Consider the following 15,001-nt stretch of genomic DNA (forward strand, 5'->3'; position numbering starts at 1 on the left):
CGAACATCTTGGTCTGGGCTTTCACATATAGAGTCGTTTTAGGCAAGCCGTACGACGCTTGGTGGCAAAATGCTCCATAGTGAGACGACACTGGTGTCGCCTAGGCGGTATTGTCCGGGATCACAGGCGCAATTACTTCAGACAACAAGTTTTACCTGCTGCGCGCACGACCACTTCGTTGGGTCGTGTGCTCGGCCACTCCGCGCCAAAGATGCCTTGCGCCCGCCGGCCAGTGGGCCTGCATTGGCGGGCTCAGGCAGGCGCTCCGGGCACATTTTTGCTTGTGTCTAAGAAGCCACAAGCAAAAACGTCAAGGTAAAACCAACGTTGGGCGCCATTTGAAAGATTAAAAACATGAGCATTTCATCTAAGAACATTATTACTTATTACAAAGACTTACCCGCAGAATTTCAATCTGGCAAGAACTTACACTCAGATTATGCATACAAAGAATACGATGGCTCGGTACTCTGTATTGACATTAAAGCAATGACCGTTTTAGCTGATGCGTTTACGGTTGATACTTTGCTAGAGCTGGCATCAATTCATCATTCGAAAATCTTCGAAGTGGTTCATAATTACGATGGTTTTATCGGCCGCACGAATGGAGCCTTCAATCAATCCTTCTTTATCCAAGACAAGAATCAAAGTGCGGCAAAACGAGCTTGCTTAGCGGCGAAAGAAATAGTTACTTATTTTCTAGAAAATCCAATTTATGAAGGGTTAGATATTACATTAAAGGCGGGCATAAATACTGGCAGCTTCTATTTAATGTCTGTGGGTGATGAAAAAAGCAGACAGATTATTACGTCTGGCATTGACGTTAACTATGCTGAAGATCTAATGGAGAAGACCCGTTATTACGATACGACCATCATGCTCAGTGAAACCACCAAGAACGGCCTTGATTTAGAAACGAGGCAAATTGACTCCATTTATAGAAAAGGTGTTGAAGGGGCTCATTCTATATTTCAACTGTTATGAGCATACTTCTGAAAATCTTTCAAACGGGCGCCCAACAAATTTTACGCGCTGCGCCGCGACCACTTCGTTGGGTCGCGTGCTCGGGTCTCCGCGGCATAAGATCGCGGACGACGCGCACACCGGGAGGTGTGTTTTCGCGCGTCGCCGCGAGCCGCTACGACCACATTTTTTGACGCGAATCGGCTTTACAAAATGATTAAATGACACAGGCGTCAAAAAACGTCAGCGTAAAATCCACGTTGTCTGAAATTTGCGGGGACTAATCTATAAGCATTTCTCTCAGCACTGACTTAACTGAGCCAATGGCTTCAATATTGACCTTACCAAGCTTCTTAACTAAACGCGCTTTATCGACCGTACGAATCTGGTCGAGGACAATATATCCGGTCTTCTTTTTGAATACTGTTTTCACTCGTGTCGGATAATTTCGCGAAACGGTTGTCATAGGGGCGATGATTATCGTGGAAATATTACCGTTCATCTCATTTGGTGATATGATGAGGCATGGCCTGGTTTTCTTAATCTCATGGCCGATAGTCGGATCAAGATTTATGAGAAATACGTCGTATTGTTCCACTACCATTGCCAGTCTCGATCTGCCGCATCTGTGAAATCGGGCATTAATAACCTATCATCCCGGTTTGTCGCCATCTCTTTGAATTTCTTTGCCCAACCTGCTCGAGCCTTGCTTTTTATAGGTTTCAAAAGAAGTCCATCTTTCGTCGAGGTAACATCCACCTCTTCTTCGATATGGTATTGTTCCAAAATACTTTTGGGGATCCGCAGCCCTTTCGAGTTGCCCACCTTTACTATCTGCAAGATCATACCGATCAAGTAATTACATTGTAATCACTTCGTCAAGTTTTTCTATTCCGAACCCGCAAACTTCAGACAACAAATTTTATTTGCTGCGCTCCCTGCGGTGCAGTTGCTCCTCGGGTGCTCGGTCTCCGGTGACAAAGATGCATGGACGCCCGCGCTCTATCGAGCGTAATTGGCGGGCGCCATGCAGTCACCTACGACACATTTTGGCTTGTGTCGAAGACGCCACAAGCCAAAACGTCAAATAAAATACGCGTTCTCTGCAATGATTTGACAATTGACATAGTGCTCCCCGACATCCATGTCGGGCTTGCCCACCGCTGCCGTCTTTGGAGATAGGCGAAAGGCGCCAAACGCTCAAGAATAGGGTATTATGACGATAATTTTCACAAATCATGCTCTTGAGCAAGCAGAGTTACGTGGAACCAATGAAGTCGAAATGACTGTGGCTATTGAGCAAGGTGAAGAAATTCCGGCCAAAAAGAGCCGATTTATGCGACGCAAGAACTTCGAATTCAACGCAACTTGGCAAGGCAAACCTTATCAGATTAAGCAGGTTGCGCCAGTCTTCGTTAGAGAAAACGAAAAAATAGTTGTCATCACGGTATATACTTTCTATTTTTAGCCAGAGGCCCTATGAAAATCTCATACGACGAAAAGTACGATACTATGTATATAAAGCTCATAGATGAGCCCGTAGAATGCCGCACATTGCAGCTGTCAGAAGATGTAGCGCTAAATATTGGCCCAAACGAAAAGCTCGTTGGCATAGAAATACTTGATGCTAAACAGGTTATTGGCCACGGTAAAGTCCCCAGTGTTGTACTGGATAACCTAAAACAAGCCGTAGCATAGGCTTTTACTCGATTTTCGCCCTCCTTGGCGAAAATCGCTACTACACTAAATTGTCAAATCACTGCAGAGAACAAAATTTACCTGCTGCGCTCGCTGCGGTGCCGTGGCTCCTCGCGTGCTCGGCCCTACGCGCCGAAGATCGCGGACAAAGCACAAGCGGGACGCTTGTTTTGTGCTTTGCCGCGAGGCGCTGCGGGCACAATTGGTGACGCAAGAGTGGCTTTACAATCCGAATTAATGACACCTGCGTCACCAATCGTCAGGTAAATTCCACGTTGCCCGCCATGCCTATGCGTGGCCGAAAAATAGAAGAGTTACTGTGTGCAGTCGAGCTTGCGGCTTGCTATTTGGGTGAAGATTAGAGTTTGGCGACTGGCGCAAGCACGACTGCTCGGTGGGCCCTCCTGGTATCGAGGTTCGTGAGCGTCAGAAATCCTACTATTTGTTCGAATTCGGTATTGCGGCTTCGCAGGCCACGCATCGCGAGCTTGTGAGCCATTGACCCCTGGCCGATCGATGCGACGTCGCGCTCGCGAGTCGGCACAGCGGGCAACAGATTTTACAAGCTGCGCCGCCATTCGCTACGCGAAAGGCGTGCTCGGTCTCGGCGACGAAGATGCGTCGACGCCCGCAGCTCAGTTGAGCTTTATTGGCGGGCGCGCCGCAGTCGCCTTCGACACAATTTGGGTTGCGCCGAAGACGGCACACCCCAAATCGTCTTGCAAAATCAAACGTTGGGCGAAATCGATGGGCGCAAGAAAAGACTTTTCATGGTATTCTTTCTAAGTATTCAAACAATTTTACTCTAATGAAGCAGCTACAACCGATAGAAACAGTACTGTCCTATGACTATACACGACACCTCGGGCCGAGATTCGACAGTGCGGGCATTAAGATCGAAATACTACCAAGTAACACCTCATTAGAGGTAATAGCCGACCCTAATTTGCGAAATCCTGAATATTTTGAAGCCGCAAAAAGAGGTGTATTTGAGGGCCTAGAATTGATTTTTCCCAATGAGAAATTCACAGGCAAAATAATAATTCGTGATTTGATCGCTCATGAAGTACATTCGTCAGAGGTGGCTTTTCTGCGTGGAGCCAAGGCTTTGGTTGCTTCAATACCGGGACTTTTAGCCGAAATAAGACCCAAAGCATGATGCTTTTACCGTGGCGGCCATCGACATCGCCCAACAAAATTTACCTGCTGCGCTCGCTGCGGTGCCGTGGCTCCTCGCGTGCTCGGCCCTACGCGCCAGAAGATCGCGGACAAAGCACAAGCGGGACGCTTGTTTTGTGCTTTGCCGCGAGGCGCTCCGGGCAGATTGAGTGACGCAAAATGGCTTTACAAAATACAAAGTTGAACGAAGCGTCACTCAACCTCAGGTAAATTCCGCGTTGTGCGAAAGAACCGCGAAAGATTTTTATTTTTGCGCCCGCCATCCGTGGCGAGCTTCAGCCGTATGGCAATGAGTTAAGTAATGGCAGTACCAGATTTTCAATCATTCTTCAGACCACTTCTTGAAATTGCGGGTGATGGCAAAGAGCATTCAATGTCAGAGGCAAGAGCCATAATCGCCAAGAACATGAATCTCTCAGAATCAGACCTTGCAGAGATGCTCGGCAGCGGTAAACAATCAAAATTCGATAATCGAGTAGCTTGGGCCAAAAGTTATTTCACTCAGGCAAAAGTGCTTGAGGCGCCGCGCCGGGGTTACTTCAAGATTACAGATCGCGGGGTACAACTCCTCAATGAAAAGCATGATCGAATTGATGTAAAAATTCTCAATAGATTCCCAGAGTTTGTAGAATTTCATACCGCGAAAGCGGATAAAGGGGACTCCGTAGATGACATTTCTGATAGTGCAGATACTACAGAAACCCCCGAGGAAAGCCTTGAAAAGGCGTATCAGTCCATTCGAAACGATCTCAGCAGCGCAGTTTTGGCGAAAGTAAAAACTAATACTCCGAAATTCTTTGAAAACCTCGTAATCGATTTGATGATTTCCCTGGGATACGGCGGTTCCCGAAAGGACGCCGGAAAATCGATTGGCCAGAGCGGTGATGAAGGTATAGACGGCATCATTAAAGAGGACATGCTAGGCTTAGATGTCATTTACATACAGGCGAAACGCTGGGAAGGCACAGTGGGTCGGCCCGAAATCCAGAAATTTGTTGGTGCCCTGCACGGCAAACGGGCAAAAAAGGGCGTCTTCATTACAACTGGTAAATTTTCTCAAGATGCCATAGCCTACGTTGAAACCATTGACCCGAAGGTTATACTGATCGACGGTCGTCAATTGGCTGAGCTGATGATTGATCACAATTTAGGTGTTTCAACCTCAAACTCATACGAAATCAAGAAAATGGATAGTGACTATTTTGATGAAACTGAATAACCCAGGCTCGCCTTCCTTGGCGAGCCTGGCATTTGCCGCGTGTCGCGGTTCCATCGCACAACAAGATTTACGAGCTGCGCTCCCTGCGGTGCCGTAGCTCCTCGGGTGCTCGGCCCTACGTGCCAAAGATGCCCTGCGCCCGCCGGCCTGTGGGCCTGCATTGGCGGGCTCGGGCAGGCACTTCGGGCAAATTTTGGCGGCTAAATATGCTTTTACCGAATTTAAGAATTGACATAGTGCGCCGCCAAAACTTCTCGTAAATCCAACGTTGCCCGCCATGCCTATGCGTGGCCGAAAAATAGAAGAGTTACTGTGTGCAGTCGAGCTTGCGGCTTGCTATTTGGGTGAAGATTAGAGTTTGGCGGCTGGCGCAAGCACGACTGCTCGGTGGGCGCTCATGGTATCGAGGTTCGTGAGCGTCAGAAATCCTGCTATTTGTTCGAATTCGGTATTGCGGCTTCGCAGGCCACGCATCGCGAGCTTGGGAGCAATAGGCCCCTGCCCGATCGATGCGACGTCGCGCTCGCGAGTCGGCACGGCGGGCAACAGATTTTACAAGCTGCGCCGCCATTCGCTACGCGAAAGGCGTGCTCGGTCTCGGCGACGAAGATGCGTCGACGCCCGCAGCTCAGTTGAGCTTTATTGGCGGGCGCGCCGCAGTCGCCTTCGACACAATTTGGGTTGCGCCGAAGACGGCACACCCCAAATCGTCTTGCAAAATCAAACGTTGGGCGAAAGTCGCGAAGGGAGATTAGATATGTTAAAATGTTCCATCATAGTGCTAATACTGCTTTGTTCTGCTACATTTGCTGGTTCAGAAATACATTGGTTTAAGAGCATACCTGCAACTAATGAAAGCATTGAGTCTGTGCGTTGCATCCCAGAAAAGAAATCAATTCTCATAAGTTACGGCAATCAAAAGACGGCCGAATGGGATTACGAAAAGCTGAAGCTGAAAAAAGAGATTTCAGGTGTTGTGAAAGCGATTTCACCGGACGGGAAAAGTGCTATTTTTGTAGAATCCGATAGGGCTGTGATCCGAACCTTCCCAAACTTGGCAGAAACTTGGCATATTAAGGGTACTAACTTTAATCAAGTTCTATTCAGCGCCAAAGGCCAATTTCTGGCTGTTCAGCAACTTGGGATGCTCACCATTTGGTTGACGAGTACGCACAATAAATTTTTAGAATTGCAGCCCTCCGGGCGGCCGCCAGCTGACTTTGATTTCAGTTCCAATGAGCAATTCCTGGCGATCTCGCAATATGATCAATATGCGATCGCAGTTCTTGATCTGAAGAGCCAGAAGCCGCACGAGACCTTGAACGCCGAAAAGGACACCTACGCTTCAGGCCCATTAATTAATCCCAGGGTCGCTTTTCATAAGAGTCGTCCTATTCTGGCTTATTCAGATGCGACTGAAGCCCATGTGCGAAGTATTTTCAACCCTACCAAAGTCTGCCACTTGAATAAGCACAACAATTTTATCACCCACCTCCAATTCCTTAAGGCTTCGGATGAAATTCTAACGTCTGGCGGCCGCATAGACCCTAGGATAATCATTTGGCAGCATGATACGTGCAAAGTGAAGGCAATTTTTGACCAGCATCAAGATGCCGTTTCTGCAATTGACTATGTGAATGAAACAGGCATTATTTCTGGTGATGAATCGGGTCAGCTCTATGCTTGGGACAGCAGATTCCCGGACAAAGCGATCAAATTGACTGGTCATAAAGGCATAATCATGGACTTAACAGTGTGTGCACCTGATAACCTTGTAGCGCTCTCCGACGAAAAAGGCAGAGTAAACATTTGGCGATTACCTACTTCCTTTGGTGCCTCAACCGTCGCGACCTACGCCCAACAATATTTACCTGCTGCGCTCGCTGCGGTGCCGTAGCTCCTCGCGTGCTCGGCCTCCGGTGGCCTGAAATGCGTTGACGCCCGCGCTCTATCGAGCTTTATTGGCGGGCGCAACGCAGCCACCTGCGGCACATCGATGGCGCGCCAAGAGCGGCTTCTGTAAGCAGACTGCATTCATTGTGCGGCGCACCATCGACGTCAGGTAAATCCAACGTTCTAAGCCATTGCCTAGCGTCGCGAAGAGAAGCATTACCACTAAGAGCGCCTCATCATTGCAAGACATTTCCAAGCTTGAAAGCTAGTCGTGTAACGACTGCTACAATTGAAGATCGCGACGCTCCGCGATCGCTGCAAGAGTTTTACCCAGGCGTATTCGCAAAACCCGAAAAGAGTTATCGGCGCGATGGATCAGATTTCGCGTTGCGCTGCGTTCGCGAGCTTTGGTTCATTCGTACGCGGCGGGAATTAGCGAGAGCTCGCGAACTCCGCTTTTTGCAGACCTCGCGCCGCTCTTCAGGTAAAGTGCGGGTTTTGCGAACACGCCACGACCTGCCCCCAAGCGATCGCTTGACGGCAACGGCTTAGAACAAATTTTACAAGCTGCGCCGCCAATCGCCTCGCGATTGGCGTGCTCGGTCTCGGCGACGAAGATGCGTCGACGCCCGCGGCTCGGTTGAGCTTTATTGGCGGGCGCGCCGCAGTCGCCTTCGACACAATTTGGGTTGCGCCGAAGACGGCACACCCCAAATCGTCTTGTAAAATCAAGCGTTCTATGTCATTGCCTAGCGTCGCGAAGAGATAGAAAGGCAGAAGAGCGCCTCGTCATTGTAAGTTCCTTCCAGGCTTCAACGCTGGTTGTGTAACGATTGCTATATATGAAGATCGCGACGCTCCGCGATCGCTGCAAGAGTTTTACACAGGCGCATTCGCAAAACCCGCGAAGAGTTGTCGGCGCGATGGATCAGGTTTCGTCTTACGCTGCGTTCGCGAGCCTTCGTTCATTCGTACGCGGCGGAAATTACGGAGAGCTCGCGAACTCCGCTTTCATTAAACCTCTGGCGCCTCGTCAGATAAAGTGCGGGTTTTGCGAACACGCCACAGCCCTGCCCCCAAGCGACCGCTTGACGGCAACGACATAGAACAAATTTTACGCGCTGCGCCGCGACCACTGCGTTGGGTCGCGTGCTCGGCCCTGCGCGCCAAAGATGCCTTCGTCGCACAAGCGGGACGCTTGTTTGGTGCTCCTCAGGCAGGCGCTGCGGGCACATGCGCTTCGCGTAAAACGCAATAGCTGAGATGCAAAACACTTTACACCCGCAGGCGCACGTCAGCGTAAAATCCACGTTGTCTGAAATAATTGTGCCTTTGTTCTCCGCCGACCTCGTGTCGGCGCACGGACTCCGCATTGCAGCACTGTGCATTCCCGAACTTTAATGATACTGAGAATCGACCACTATGGAACAAACTCTCCGCGTCGGAAACGGTGACGAAGCATAATTTTTATGATCATATCTCTTTGCTCAAAATAAGCTCGGAAACACGCGATCAGTGAAATTATCGCCGCTAAGCCAAAAAGCCAGTTACCCCGTGGCGAGTTTAGGGCTAGATCTGTAAAAAACACTAGTCCAGCTACCGACGTCAGCACAACAAATTCGGTTAATACAAAAACTACCCAAAAAATGGAATTCTTAACGTGTAAAAACAGTAATGGTTCCAAACGCCTGACCATCAAGCCATATTTATCAGGTTTTATTCGCCCATTGTATCTTAGCAACAGCCGATGATAAATTCGACGCATCGATCGACTAAATTTAAGGCGCTTCTGATTCATTTTGAGTTACCACGTAAATGGCAAATACTTGTTAGCACTTAGGCTTAGGCATTACGGCTGTAAAGCCAGATTCCGAGAAGCTTAGAAGGATTAGTTATGCGTACTGAACCCAAGTATTCGCGCGGTCATCCTAACCGCGCTCACAGGCACAATTACTTCAGACAACAAGATTTACCTGCTGCGCTCGCTGCGGTGCCGTAGCTCCTCGCGTGCTCGGCCTCCGGTGGCCTGAAATGCGTTGACGCCCGCGCTCTGTCGAGCTTTATTGGCGGGCGCAACGCAGCCACCTGCGGCACATCGATGGCGCGCCAAGAGCGGCTTCTCTAAGAAGACTGCATTTATTGTGCGGCGCACCATCGACGTCAGGTAAATCCAACGTTGTCTGAAATAATTGCGCTCTTGTACTTCCTCGCCATCCGTGGCGACGCGGCTTTATCTACGGCCACGGAAATTTGTACTGCGATTCGCTCGCTAAATTGCTTGGACATTACTGAGGGCAGTACAGAGAATAACCGTCACCGAGATAGACCCGAACTATCTTCTCGTCCCAATTTTCTACCTCTTCTATAACGCACAGATCACGATTTATTCGATAGCGCTTTTCCTCGAATTCCATAGTTGGCAATATCTTATTAACCTTGTCAAATTCCTCTTCTTGGACAAATGCATTTATTTTCGGGTGCCACCTCAAGCGATAAGTGCCTGCTTTTTCACCATAACGTTTAATGATCAAGAAATGATTTTCGATTGTATAACTACCTTTGCCTTTAACAGGGATCTGCTCTTGCTCCCCCGCTATGCCAAGATATTCCATACCTCTAAAATCAATTTTATTCCTGGCAAGTAGCTGGAAAAAATCCCCACTATGACCGTGTGCATCCGAAACAAAGCCCTCTTTAAGGCGCATTTTCAATTTCGATTTACTTTGAAGACTTGGTGAGAGTAGCGGGCCAAAGACATAACCGTTAATTTCTTTGCAATAGTACCACTGCCCGGTCATCGACATTATTGTTTCAGTCGATCCTTGCGGCCGGCAGAAAAGCTTTGTGCCGAAAGGTATAGCTATTATTGATTCGGCATCCTTTGACGGGGCTTTTCGCCCGATCACAAAATTGAATTTGTCGACATACATAGCGGCTTCTGTAGAGTCTAGCTTCGCTACACCGGCCAGAGAAATGGCAATCATCAGCAGCCTGGTGAAAGAGATTGATCGGGAACGATTTTCCACTCCGTACTCCCTTGTCTTACTGTAACTACGTCAATCTAATTTGAAACATCCTCCAAGCCAAGATTACGGATTCTTTGTCATATTTTAGTAACAACTTGCCGCCCGGCCGTCCGTGGCCGGGCTCGCAAGCGCAATTACTTCAGACAACAAATTTTACGCGCTGCGCCGCGACCACTTCGTTGGGTCGCGTGCTCGGGTCTCCGCGGCAAAGATCGCGGACGACGCGCACACCGGGCGGTGTGTTTTCGCGCGTCGCCGCGAGCCGCTACGACCACATTTTTTGACGCAAATCGGCTTTACAATTTGAATAAATGACACAAGCGTCAAAAAACGCCAGCGTAAAATCCACGTTCTATGTCATTGCCTAGCGTCGCGAAGAGATAGAAAAGCCGAAGAGCGCCTCGTCCTTGCAAGCTGCTTCCAGGCCTCAACGCTTGTTGTGTAACGACTGCTACAGATGAAGATCGCGACGCTCCGCGATCGCTGCAAGAGTTTTACCCAGGCGTATTCGCAAAACCCGCGAAGAGTTGTCGGCGCGATGGATCAGATTTCATCTTGCGCTACGTTCGCGAGCCTTCGTTTTTTCGTACGCGGCGGGAATTACCGAAAGCTCGCGAACTCCGCTTTCATTAAACCTCTGGCGCGTCGTCGGGTAAAGTGCGGGCTTTGCGAACACGCCACAGCCCTACCCCCTAAGCGATCGCTTGACGGCAACGACATAGAACAAATTTTACGCGCTGCGCCGCGACCACTGCGTTGGGTCGCGTGCTCGGCCCTACGCGCCAAAGATGCCTTCGTCGCACAAACGGGACGTTTGTTTGGTGCTCCTCAGGCAGGCGCTCCGGGCACATGCGCTTCGCGTAAAACGCAACGGTTGAAATGCAAAACACTTTACACCCGCAGGCGCACGTCAGCGTAAAATCAACGTTGCCCGCCATGCCTATGCGTGGCCGAAAAATAAAAGAGATACTGTGTGCAGTCGAGCTTGCGGCTTGCTATTTCGGTGAAGATTAGAGTTTGGCGACTGGCGCAAGCACGACTGCTCGGTGGGCCCTCCTGGTATCGAGGTTCGTGAGCGTCAGAAATCCTACTATTTGTTCGAATTCGGTATTGCGGCTTCGCAGGCCACGCATCGCGAGCTTGAGAGCGATTGGCCCCTGCCCGATCAATGCGACGTCGCGCTCGCGAGTCGGCACGGCGGGCAACAGATTTTACAAGCTGCGCCGCCATTCGCTGCGCGAAAGGCGTGCTCGGTCTCGGCGACGAAGATGCGTCGACACCCGCGCTCTGTCGAGCTTCATTGGCGGGCGCGCCGCAGTCGCCTTCGACACAATTTGGGTTGCGCCGAAGACGGCACACCCCAAATCGTCTTGTAAAATCAAACGTTGCCCGCCATGCCTATGCGTGGCCGAAAAATAGAAGAAGCACTGTGTGCAGTCGAGCTTGCGGCTTGCTAATTCGGTGAAGATTAGAGTTTGGCGGCTGGCGCAAGCACGACTGCTTGGTTGGCGCTCCTGGCTTCGATGTTTGTGTGCGTCAGAAATCCTACTATGCGTTCGAATTCGGTATTGCGGCTTCGCAGGCCACGCATCGCGAGCTTGTGAGCCATTGACCCCTGCCCGATCGATGCGACGTCGCGCTCGCGAGTCAGCACGGCGGGCAACAGATTTTACAAGCTGCGCCGCCATTCGCTACGCGAAAGGCGTGCTCGGTCTCGGCGACGAAGATGCGTCGACGCCCGCAGCTCAGTTGAGCTTTATTGGCGGGCGCGCCGCAGTCGCCTTCGACACAATTTGGGTTGCGCCGAAGACGGCGCACCCCAAATCGTCTTGTAAAATCAAGCGTTCTATGTCATTGCCTAGCGTCGCGAAGAGATGAAAAAGCCGAAGAGCGCCTCTTCATTGTAAGCTCCCTCCAGGCTTCAACGCTGGTAGTGTAACGGACGCTACAGATGAAGATCGCGACGCTCCGCGATCGCTGCAAGAGTTTTACCCAGGCGCATTCGCAAAACCCGCTAAGAGTTGTCGGCGCGATGGATCAGATTTCGTCTTGCGCTACGTTCGCGAGCCTTCGTTCATTCGTACGCGGCGGAAATTACCGAGAGCTCGCGAACTCCGCTTTGATTCAACCTCAGGCGCCTCGTCAGGTAAAGTGCGGGTTTTGCGAACACGCCACAGCCCTACCCTAAGCGACCGCTTGACGGCAACGACATAGAACAAATTTTACGCGCTGCGCCGCGACCACTCCGTTGGGTCGCGTGCTCGGCCCTGCGCGCCAAAGATGCCTTCGTCGCACAAACGGGACGTTTGTTTGGTGCTCCTCAGGCAGGCGCTCCGGGCACATGCGCTTCGCGTAAAACGCAATGGTTGAAATGCAAAACACTTTACACCCGCAGGCGCACGTCAGCGTAAAATCAACGTTGTATGCCATTCAGCCATTGATAGGAGTTACCGATGAAAAAAAAGAAGTCAATAGTGAAGAGTTCGCCGAAAGAGCTACAAACATCCATCAGTTCTCTGAATAAACCACTAGCAAATTACATTCAATCCCTGGGCCTCCCAACTGAAAATGTACTTTCGCCGATTGCGGAGCGGTCCAAAGTATTGACTAATTTGGGCGAAACGTTAGAGCTTTTACCCGAAGAAGAGCGCATAAAATCCACATATCTAACAAAGTTTACGGTGGCCATTTCCAGCGGCCTATTTGATGGCGCCATAAATTATCTTTGGGATCAAACCATAAAAGCCCTTAGAAGCTTGATCGTCGAATTTGACCTGCCTTATTTTTTTCAGATCGCGGAGACTATCGCCAGCAAATACAGAAATTGCAGTACTGTCGAAGACATGGAAGATATTTCTGAACATGATCTACTAGAAATCTGTCGTAGAATAGGCGTCATCTCTGACATAAACTTCAAGCGCCTCGAATACGTGAATTATATGCGTAATCATGCTAGTGCCGCACACCCGAACGATAATCAGGTTACTGGGTTAGAAATACTAACTCTTTTGGAAAACTGCCTACGTTACGCGATTACTGCTAAACCAGATCATTCCGTCATCACGATGTATCAGCTCATCCACAATATGCGAACACAAGATATTGCGGAAACTGATGTTCCCCTTATTGAGAGCGAACTAGCAAAACAACCAACGGAACGCATTGACGACTTCCTTGGCTCGGTTTTTGGCAACTATTGTGATCCGAGAATCCAAACTGGGCTCCGATCCAATATTGAAAAATTGGTCTCAGGAATCTGGACTTGCGCTTCCGAGGCAAAACGATATGAGATTGGTGGTCGATATGGATATTACAGAAAGAATGCCGATACCACAAGAAAGAACAATGCCGAACGCTTTTTGGCGTTAGTTGACGGGCTTGCATACAAAGACGAAGATAGCCTGGGTGTTGAACTCTTAGAAAAACTTTCGAATTTGCGAAGCACGCACTTTGAATTCAATAACTTCTATAATGAGTTACCCCATGCCGAATCTTTATTAAGCTCTCTGCCTCTAACGGGTCAAATACCTATGGCTGCAAAACATCAATTTACAAAAGTTGTATCAATTTGCTACGCTGGCAATGGGAAAGGTTATCGAGACGGCGTTTGCACTTCGGCTATACCTATATATGAGAAATGTATTGATCTTTTTACGGATAGCGAAATTGCCATCTTTGTTCGCCTATTTTCAGATCCCGAATTTCTGACAGATGCACACCAGACAACCGTTCAGAAGCGGTATCGCAACCTCTGCGAAATATTGAGAACGAAAACACGAAATGTTCATCTGACTCGGTTACTTGCTTTTATAATAAAGGAAAAAGACATTACGGTTGTTCACAAGTTGACCGACTATCAAAACCTGCTGAAGCAGATACCCAGAGGCTGAACGGCATACAACAAAATTTACCTGCTGCGCTCCCTGCGGTGCCGTGGCTCCTCGGGTGCTCGGCCCTACGCGCCGAAGATGCCTTCGTCGCACAAGCGGGACGCTTGTTTTGCGCTCCTCAGGCAGGCGCTTCGGGCACATTTTTCGACGGGAAATGGCTTTACAACTTGAAATAATGACACAACCGTCGAAAAACGTCAGGTAAATTCCGCGTTGTCTGAAATAATTGCGCCTTTGTACTCCGCCGACCTCGTGTCGGCGCGGCAAATAGCTGCTAAAATAGTTCTAAATTATGGGCAGTTACTCTGTACGGGTTCTATTCCCGGTTTCTACTTTGTCAGCACTTGCTTGAGCTTAAAGCGGTGTAGAGCACACGTCCCAGAAATGCCGGCGGAAAAATTTTGCCAAAGTCGAAACTTCGGCCACCCTCGTATGTCTTAGGCGTACATCTGCTAAAGTGTATTTAAGCCGCCGGGTCTGACGGGCTTGCTGATTGGCTGACTATCGCACGCAGCGGACGTAAAGAACACCATAGTGCTTATTATTGTCCATGTATATTCCATTCTTCGAATGTAATCCCCAGTATGAATAATAGTCCCCGGCATATTTCGATGACGACCAATATGCACCTTGTTCCGGCCACGCTTTAGTTACCGCGCTGTTGTATGCAGCTATGAGTTCCTCGATACTTGGCAAGCGCATACCAAGGCTTTTACATTTCTCTGTAGCTTCTTTCCATTTCATTTCGCCTTGATAGGGACTCCACGTTATTCCCCCGCCTCCAGCGTACAAAGTTTGCCAGAACGGCGCCAGGCAGAGTGTGATACCCAATACAAATCTTACTTTTGAAAATGTTCGTTCCATATAGTAGATTATCGCTGTGATGTTCTCGATGCGTCAATCGATTTGACAATGTTTTTTTGGGGCGGTTACGTGGTCATTTTAAACGTCCGTCACTTCGGGATGCATTTCCAAGTCATTTCACCACCGATATATTCATTTAACGGCAAATCTTTTTCGATTAATTTCCCAGCCGCCTGACACGATTCTATAGTTTTAAAATCGTGCATAATCACCGATGGGTGTGCCTGAATACTTGCTGATATCAAAATAACTAAAACAAACATTTTTCT

At 49.2% G+C, this 15,001-nt stretch carries 15 protein-coding genes; 8 read left to right on the forward strand and 7 right to left on the reverse strand.

All coding sequences use genetic code 11. The annotated features are described in order from the left end of the window. The first annotated feature begins 354 nt into the window (after positions 1-354). Positions 355-984, forward strand: a complete 630-nt coding sequence (locus TURPA_RS16750) for an adenylate/guanylate cyclase domain-containing protein (RefSeq protein ID WP_014804483.1) — start codon at positions 355-357, stop codon at positions 982-984. Positions 985-1,243: 259 nt separating this feature from the next. Here the strand turns inward: TURPA_RS16750 and TURPA_RS16755 are convergent, their stop codons facing one another. Further along, complete coding sequence (locus TURPA_RS16755; protein ID WP_014803172.1) at positions 1,244-1,567, reverse strand: type II toxin-antitoxin system PemK/MazF family toxin; 324 nt, start codon at positions 1,565-1,567, stop codon at positions 1,244-1,246. Then, complete coding sequence (locus TURPA_RS16760; protein WP_014804484.1) at positions 1,561-1,809, reverse strand: AbrB/MazE/SpoVT family DNA-binding domain-containing protein; 249 nt, start codon at positions 1,807-1,809, stop codon at positions 1,561-1,563. The genes TURPA_RS16755 and TURPA_RS16760 overlap by 7 nt, the downstream gene beginning before the upstream one ends. A gap of 370 nt (positions 1,810-2,179) precedes the next feature. Here TURPA_RS16760 and TURPA_RS16765 point away from each other — a divergent pair, with 370 nt between their 5' ends. The 5 genes from TURPA_RS16765 to TURPA_RS16785 all read left to right on the forward strand — a co-directional run bounded on the left by TURPA_RS16765 (position 2,180) and on the right by TURPA_RS16785 (position 5,059). After that, entirely contained in the window at positions 2,180-2,431 is a 252-nt protein-coding gene (locus tag TURPA_RS16765) for a DUF4258 domain-containing protein (protein WP_014804485.1), read from the forward strand. Between the two features lie 11 nt (positions 2,432-2,442). Then, on the forward strand, positions 2,443-2,661 hold the full coding sequence (locus TURPA_RS16770) for a DUF2283 domain-containing protein (protein WP_014804486.1): 219 nt from the start codon (positions 2,443-2,445) through the stop codon (positions 2,659-2,661). Positions 2,662-3,177: 516 nt separating this feature from the next. Beyond that, on the forward strand, positions 3,178-3,447 hold the full coding sequence (locus TURPA_RS16775) for a hypothetical protein (RefSeq protein ID WP_014804487.1): 270 nt from the start codon (positions 3,178-3,180) through the stop codon (positions 3,445-3,447). Between the two features lie 22 nt (positions 3,448-3,469). Next, the gene (locus tag TURPA_RS16780; protein ID WP_014804488.1) at positions 3,470-3,820 is read left to right on the forward strand and encodes a hypothetical protein; all 351 of its coding nucleotides are present in this window, start codon (positions 3,470-3,472) and stop codon (positions 3,818-3,820) included. Between the two features lie 321 nt (positions 3,821-4,141). Continuing rightward, positions 4,142-5,059 (forward strand): restriction endonuclease, encoded by a 918-nt coding sequence (locus TURPA_RS16785; RefSeq protein WP_014804489.1) that lies wholly within the window; start codon positions 4,142-4,144, stop codon positions 5,057-5,059. Between the two features lie 351 nt (positions 5,060-5,410). Here TURPA_RS16785 and TURPA_RS16790 read toward each other — a convergent pair whose 3' ends face one another. Then, the gene (locus TURPA_RS16790; RefSeq protein WP_157210555.1) at positions 5,411-5,596 is read right to left on the reverse strand and encodes a hypothetical protein; all 186 of its coding nucleotides are present in this window, start codon (positions 5,594-5,596) and stop codon (positions 5,411-5,413) included. Positions 5,597-5,735: 139 nt separating this feature from the next. Between TURPA_RS16790 and TURPA_RS16795 the strand changes: the two genes are divergently transcribed. Further along, the gene (locus tag TURPA_RS16795; RefSeq protein ID WP_157210556.1) at positions 5,736-6,956 is read left to right on the forward strand and encodes a WD40 repeat domain-containing protein; all 1,221 of its coding nucleotides are present in this window, start codon (positions 5,736-5,738) and stop codon (positions 6,954-6,956) included. Between the two features lie 2,281 nt (positions 6,957-9,237). Here TURPA_RS16795 and TURPA_RS16805 read toward each other — a convergent pair. Together TURPA_RS16805 and TURPA_RS24235 are read right to left on the reverse strand one after the other, a co-directional pair. After that, positions 9,238-9,978 carry a hypothetical protein gene (locus tag TURPA_RS16805; protein ID WP_041948614.1) on the reverse strand — a complete coding sequence of 247 codons (741 nt, stop codon included), beginning with the start codon at positions 9,976-9,978 and terminating at the stop codon, positions 9,238-9,240. Positions 9,979-11,189: 1,211 nt separating this feature from the next. Further along, on the reverse strand, positions 11,190-11,666 hold the full coding sequence (locus TURPA_RS24235; protein WP_014804494.1) for a hypothetical protein: 477 nt from the start codon (positions 11,664-11,666) through the stop codon (positions 11,190-11,192). A gap of 765 nt (positions 11,667-12,431) precedes the next feature. Here TURPA_RS24235 and TURPA_RS16825 point away from each other — a divergent pair. Continuing rightward, on the forward strand, positions 12,432-13,868 hold the full coding sequence (locus tag TURPA_RS16825) for a hypothetical protein (protein ID WP_014804495.1): 1,437 nt from the start codon (positions 12,432-12,434) through the stop codon (positions 13,866-13,868). A gap of 501 nt (positions 13,869-14,369) precedes the next feature. Here the strand turns inward: TURPA_RS16825 and TURPA_RS16830 are convergent. After that, complete coding sequence (locus tag TURPA_RS16830) at positions 14,370-14,732, reverse strand: Lcl C-terminal domain-containing protein (protein ID WP_014804496.1); 363 nt, start codon at positions 14,730-14,732, stop codon at positions 14,370-14,372. 89 nt (positions 14,733-14,821) lie between these two features. Next, positions 14,822-14,995, reverse strand: a complete 174-nt coding sequence (locus TURPA_RS23580) for a hypothetical protein (protein WP_014804497.1) — start codon at positions 14,993-14,995, stop codon at positions 14,822-14,824. Between the last annotated feature and the right edge of the window lie 6 nt (positions 14,996-15,001).

It is taken from the genome of Turneriella parva DSM 21527 (assembly GCF_000266885.1).
Classification (GTDB): domain Bacteria; phylum Spirochaetota; class Leptospiria; order Turneriellales; family Turneriellaceae; genus Turneriella; species Turneriella parva.

Bases quoted from the DNA above. Each gene is read 5' to 3' on its own strand.
- TURPA_RS16750 (WP_014804483.1), top strand. From the start codon at position 355: ATGAGCATTTCATCTAAGAACATTATTACTTATTACAAAGACTTACCC.
- TURPA_RS16755 (WP_014803172.1), bottom strand. From the start codon at position 1,567: ATGGTAGTGGAACAATACGACGTATTTCTCATAAATCTTGATCCGACT.
- TURPA_RS16760 (WP_014804484.1), bottom strand. From the start codon at position 1,809: ATGATCTTGCAGATAGTAAAGGTGGGCAACTCGAAAGGGCTGCGGATC.
- TURPA_RS16765 (WP_014804485.1), top strand. From the start codon at position 2,180: ATGACGATAATTTTCACAAATCATGCTCTTGAGCAAGCAGAGTTACGT.
- TURPA_RS16770 (WP_014804486.1), top strand. From the start codon at position 2,443: ATGAAAATCTCATACGACGAAAAGTACGATACTATGTATATAAAGCTC.
- TURPA_RS16775 (WP_014804487.1), top strand. From the start codon at position 3,178: ATGCGACGTCGCGCTCGCGAGTCGGCACAGCGGGCAACAGATTTTACA.
- TURPA_RS16780 (WP_014804488.1), top strand. From the start codon at position 3,470: ATGAAGCAGCTACAACCGATAGAAACAGTACTGTCCTATGACTATACA.
- TURPA_RS16785 (WP_014804489.1), top strand. From the start codon at position 4,142: ATGGCAGTACCAGATTTTCAATCATTCTTCAGACCACTTCTTGAAATT.
- TURPA_RS24235 (WP_014804494.1), bottom strand. From the start codon at position 11,666: ATGGCGGCGCAGCTTGTAAAATCTGTTGCCCGCCGTGCTGACTCGCGA.
- TURPA_RS16825 (WP_014804495.1), top strand. From the start codon at position 12,432: ATGAAAAAAAAGAAGTCAATAGTGAAGAGTTCGCCGAAAGAGCTACAA.
- TURPA_RS16830 (WP_014804496.1), bottom strand. From the start codon at position 14,732: ATGGAACGAACATTTTCAAAAGTAAGATTTGTATTGGGTATCACACTC.
- TURPA_RS23580 (WP_014804497.1), bottom strand. From the start codon at position 14,995: ATGTTTGTTTTAGTTATTTTGATATCAGCAAGTATTCAGGCACACCCA.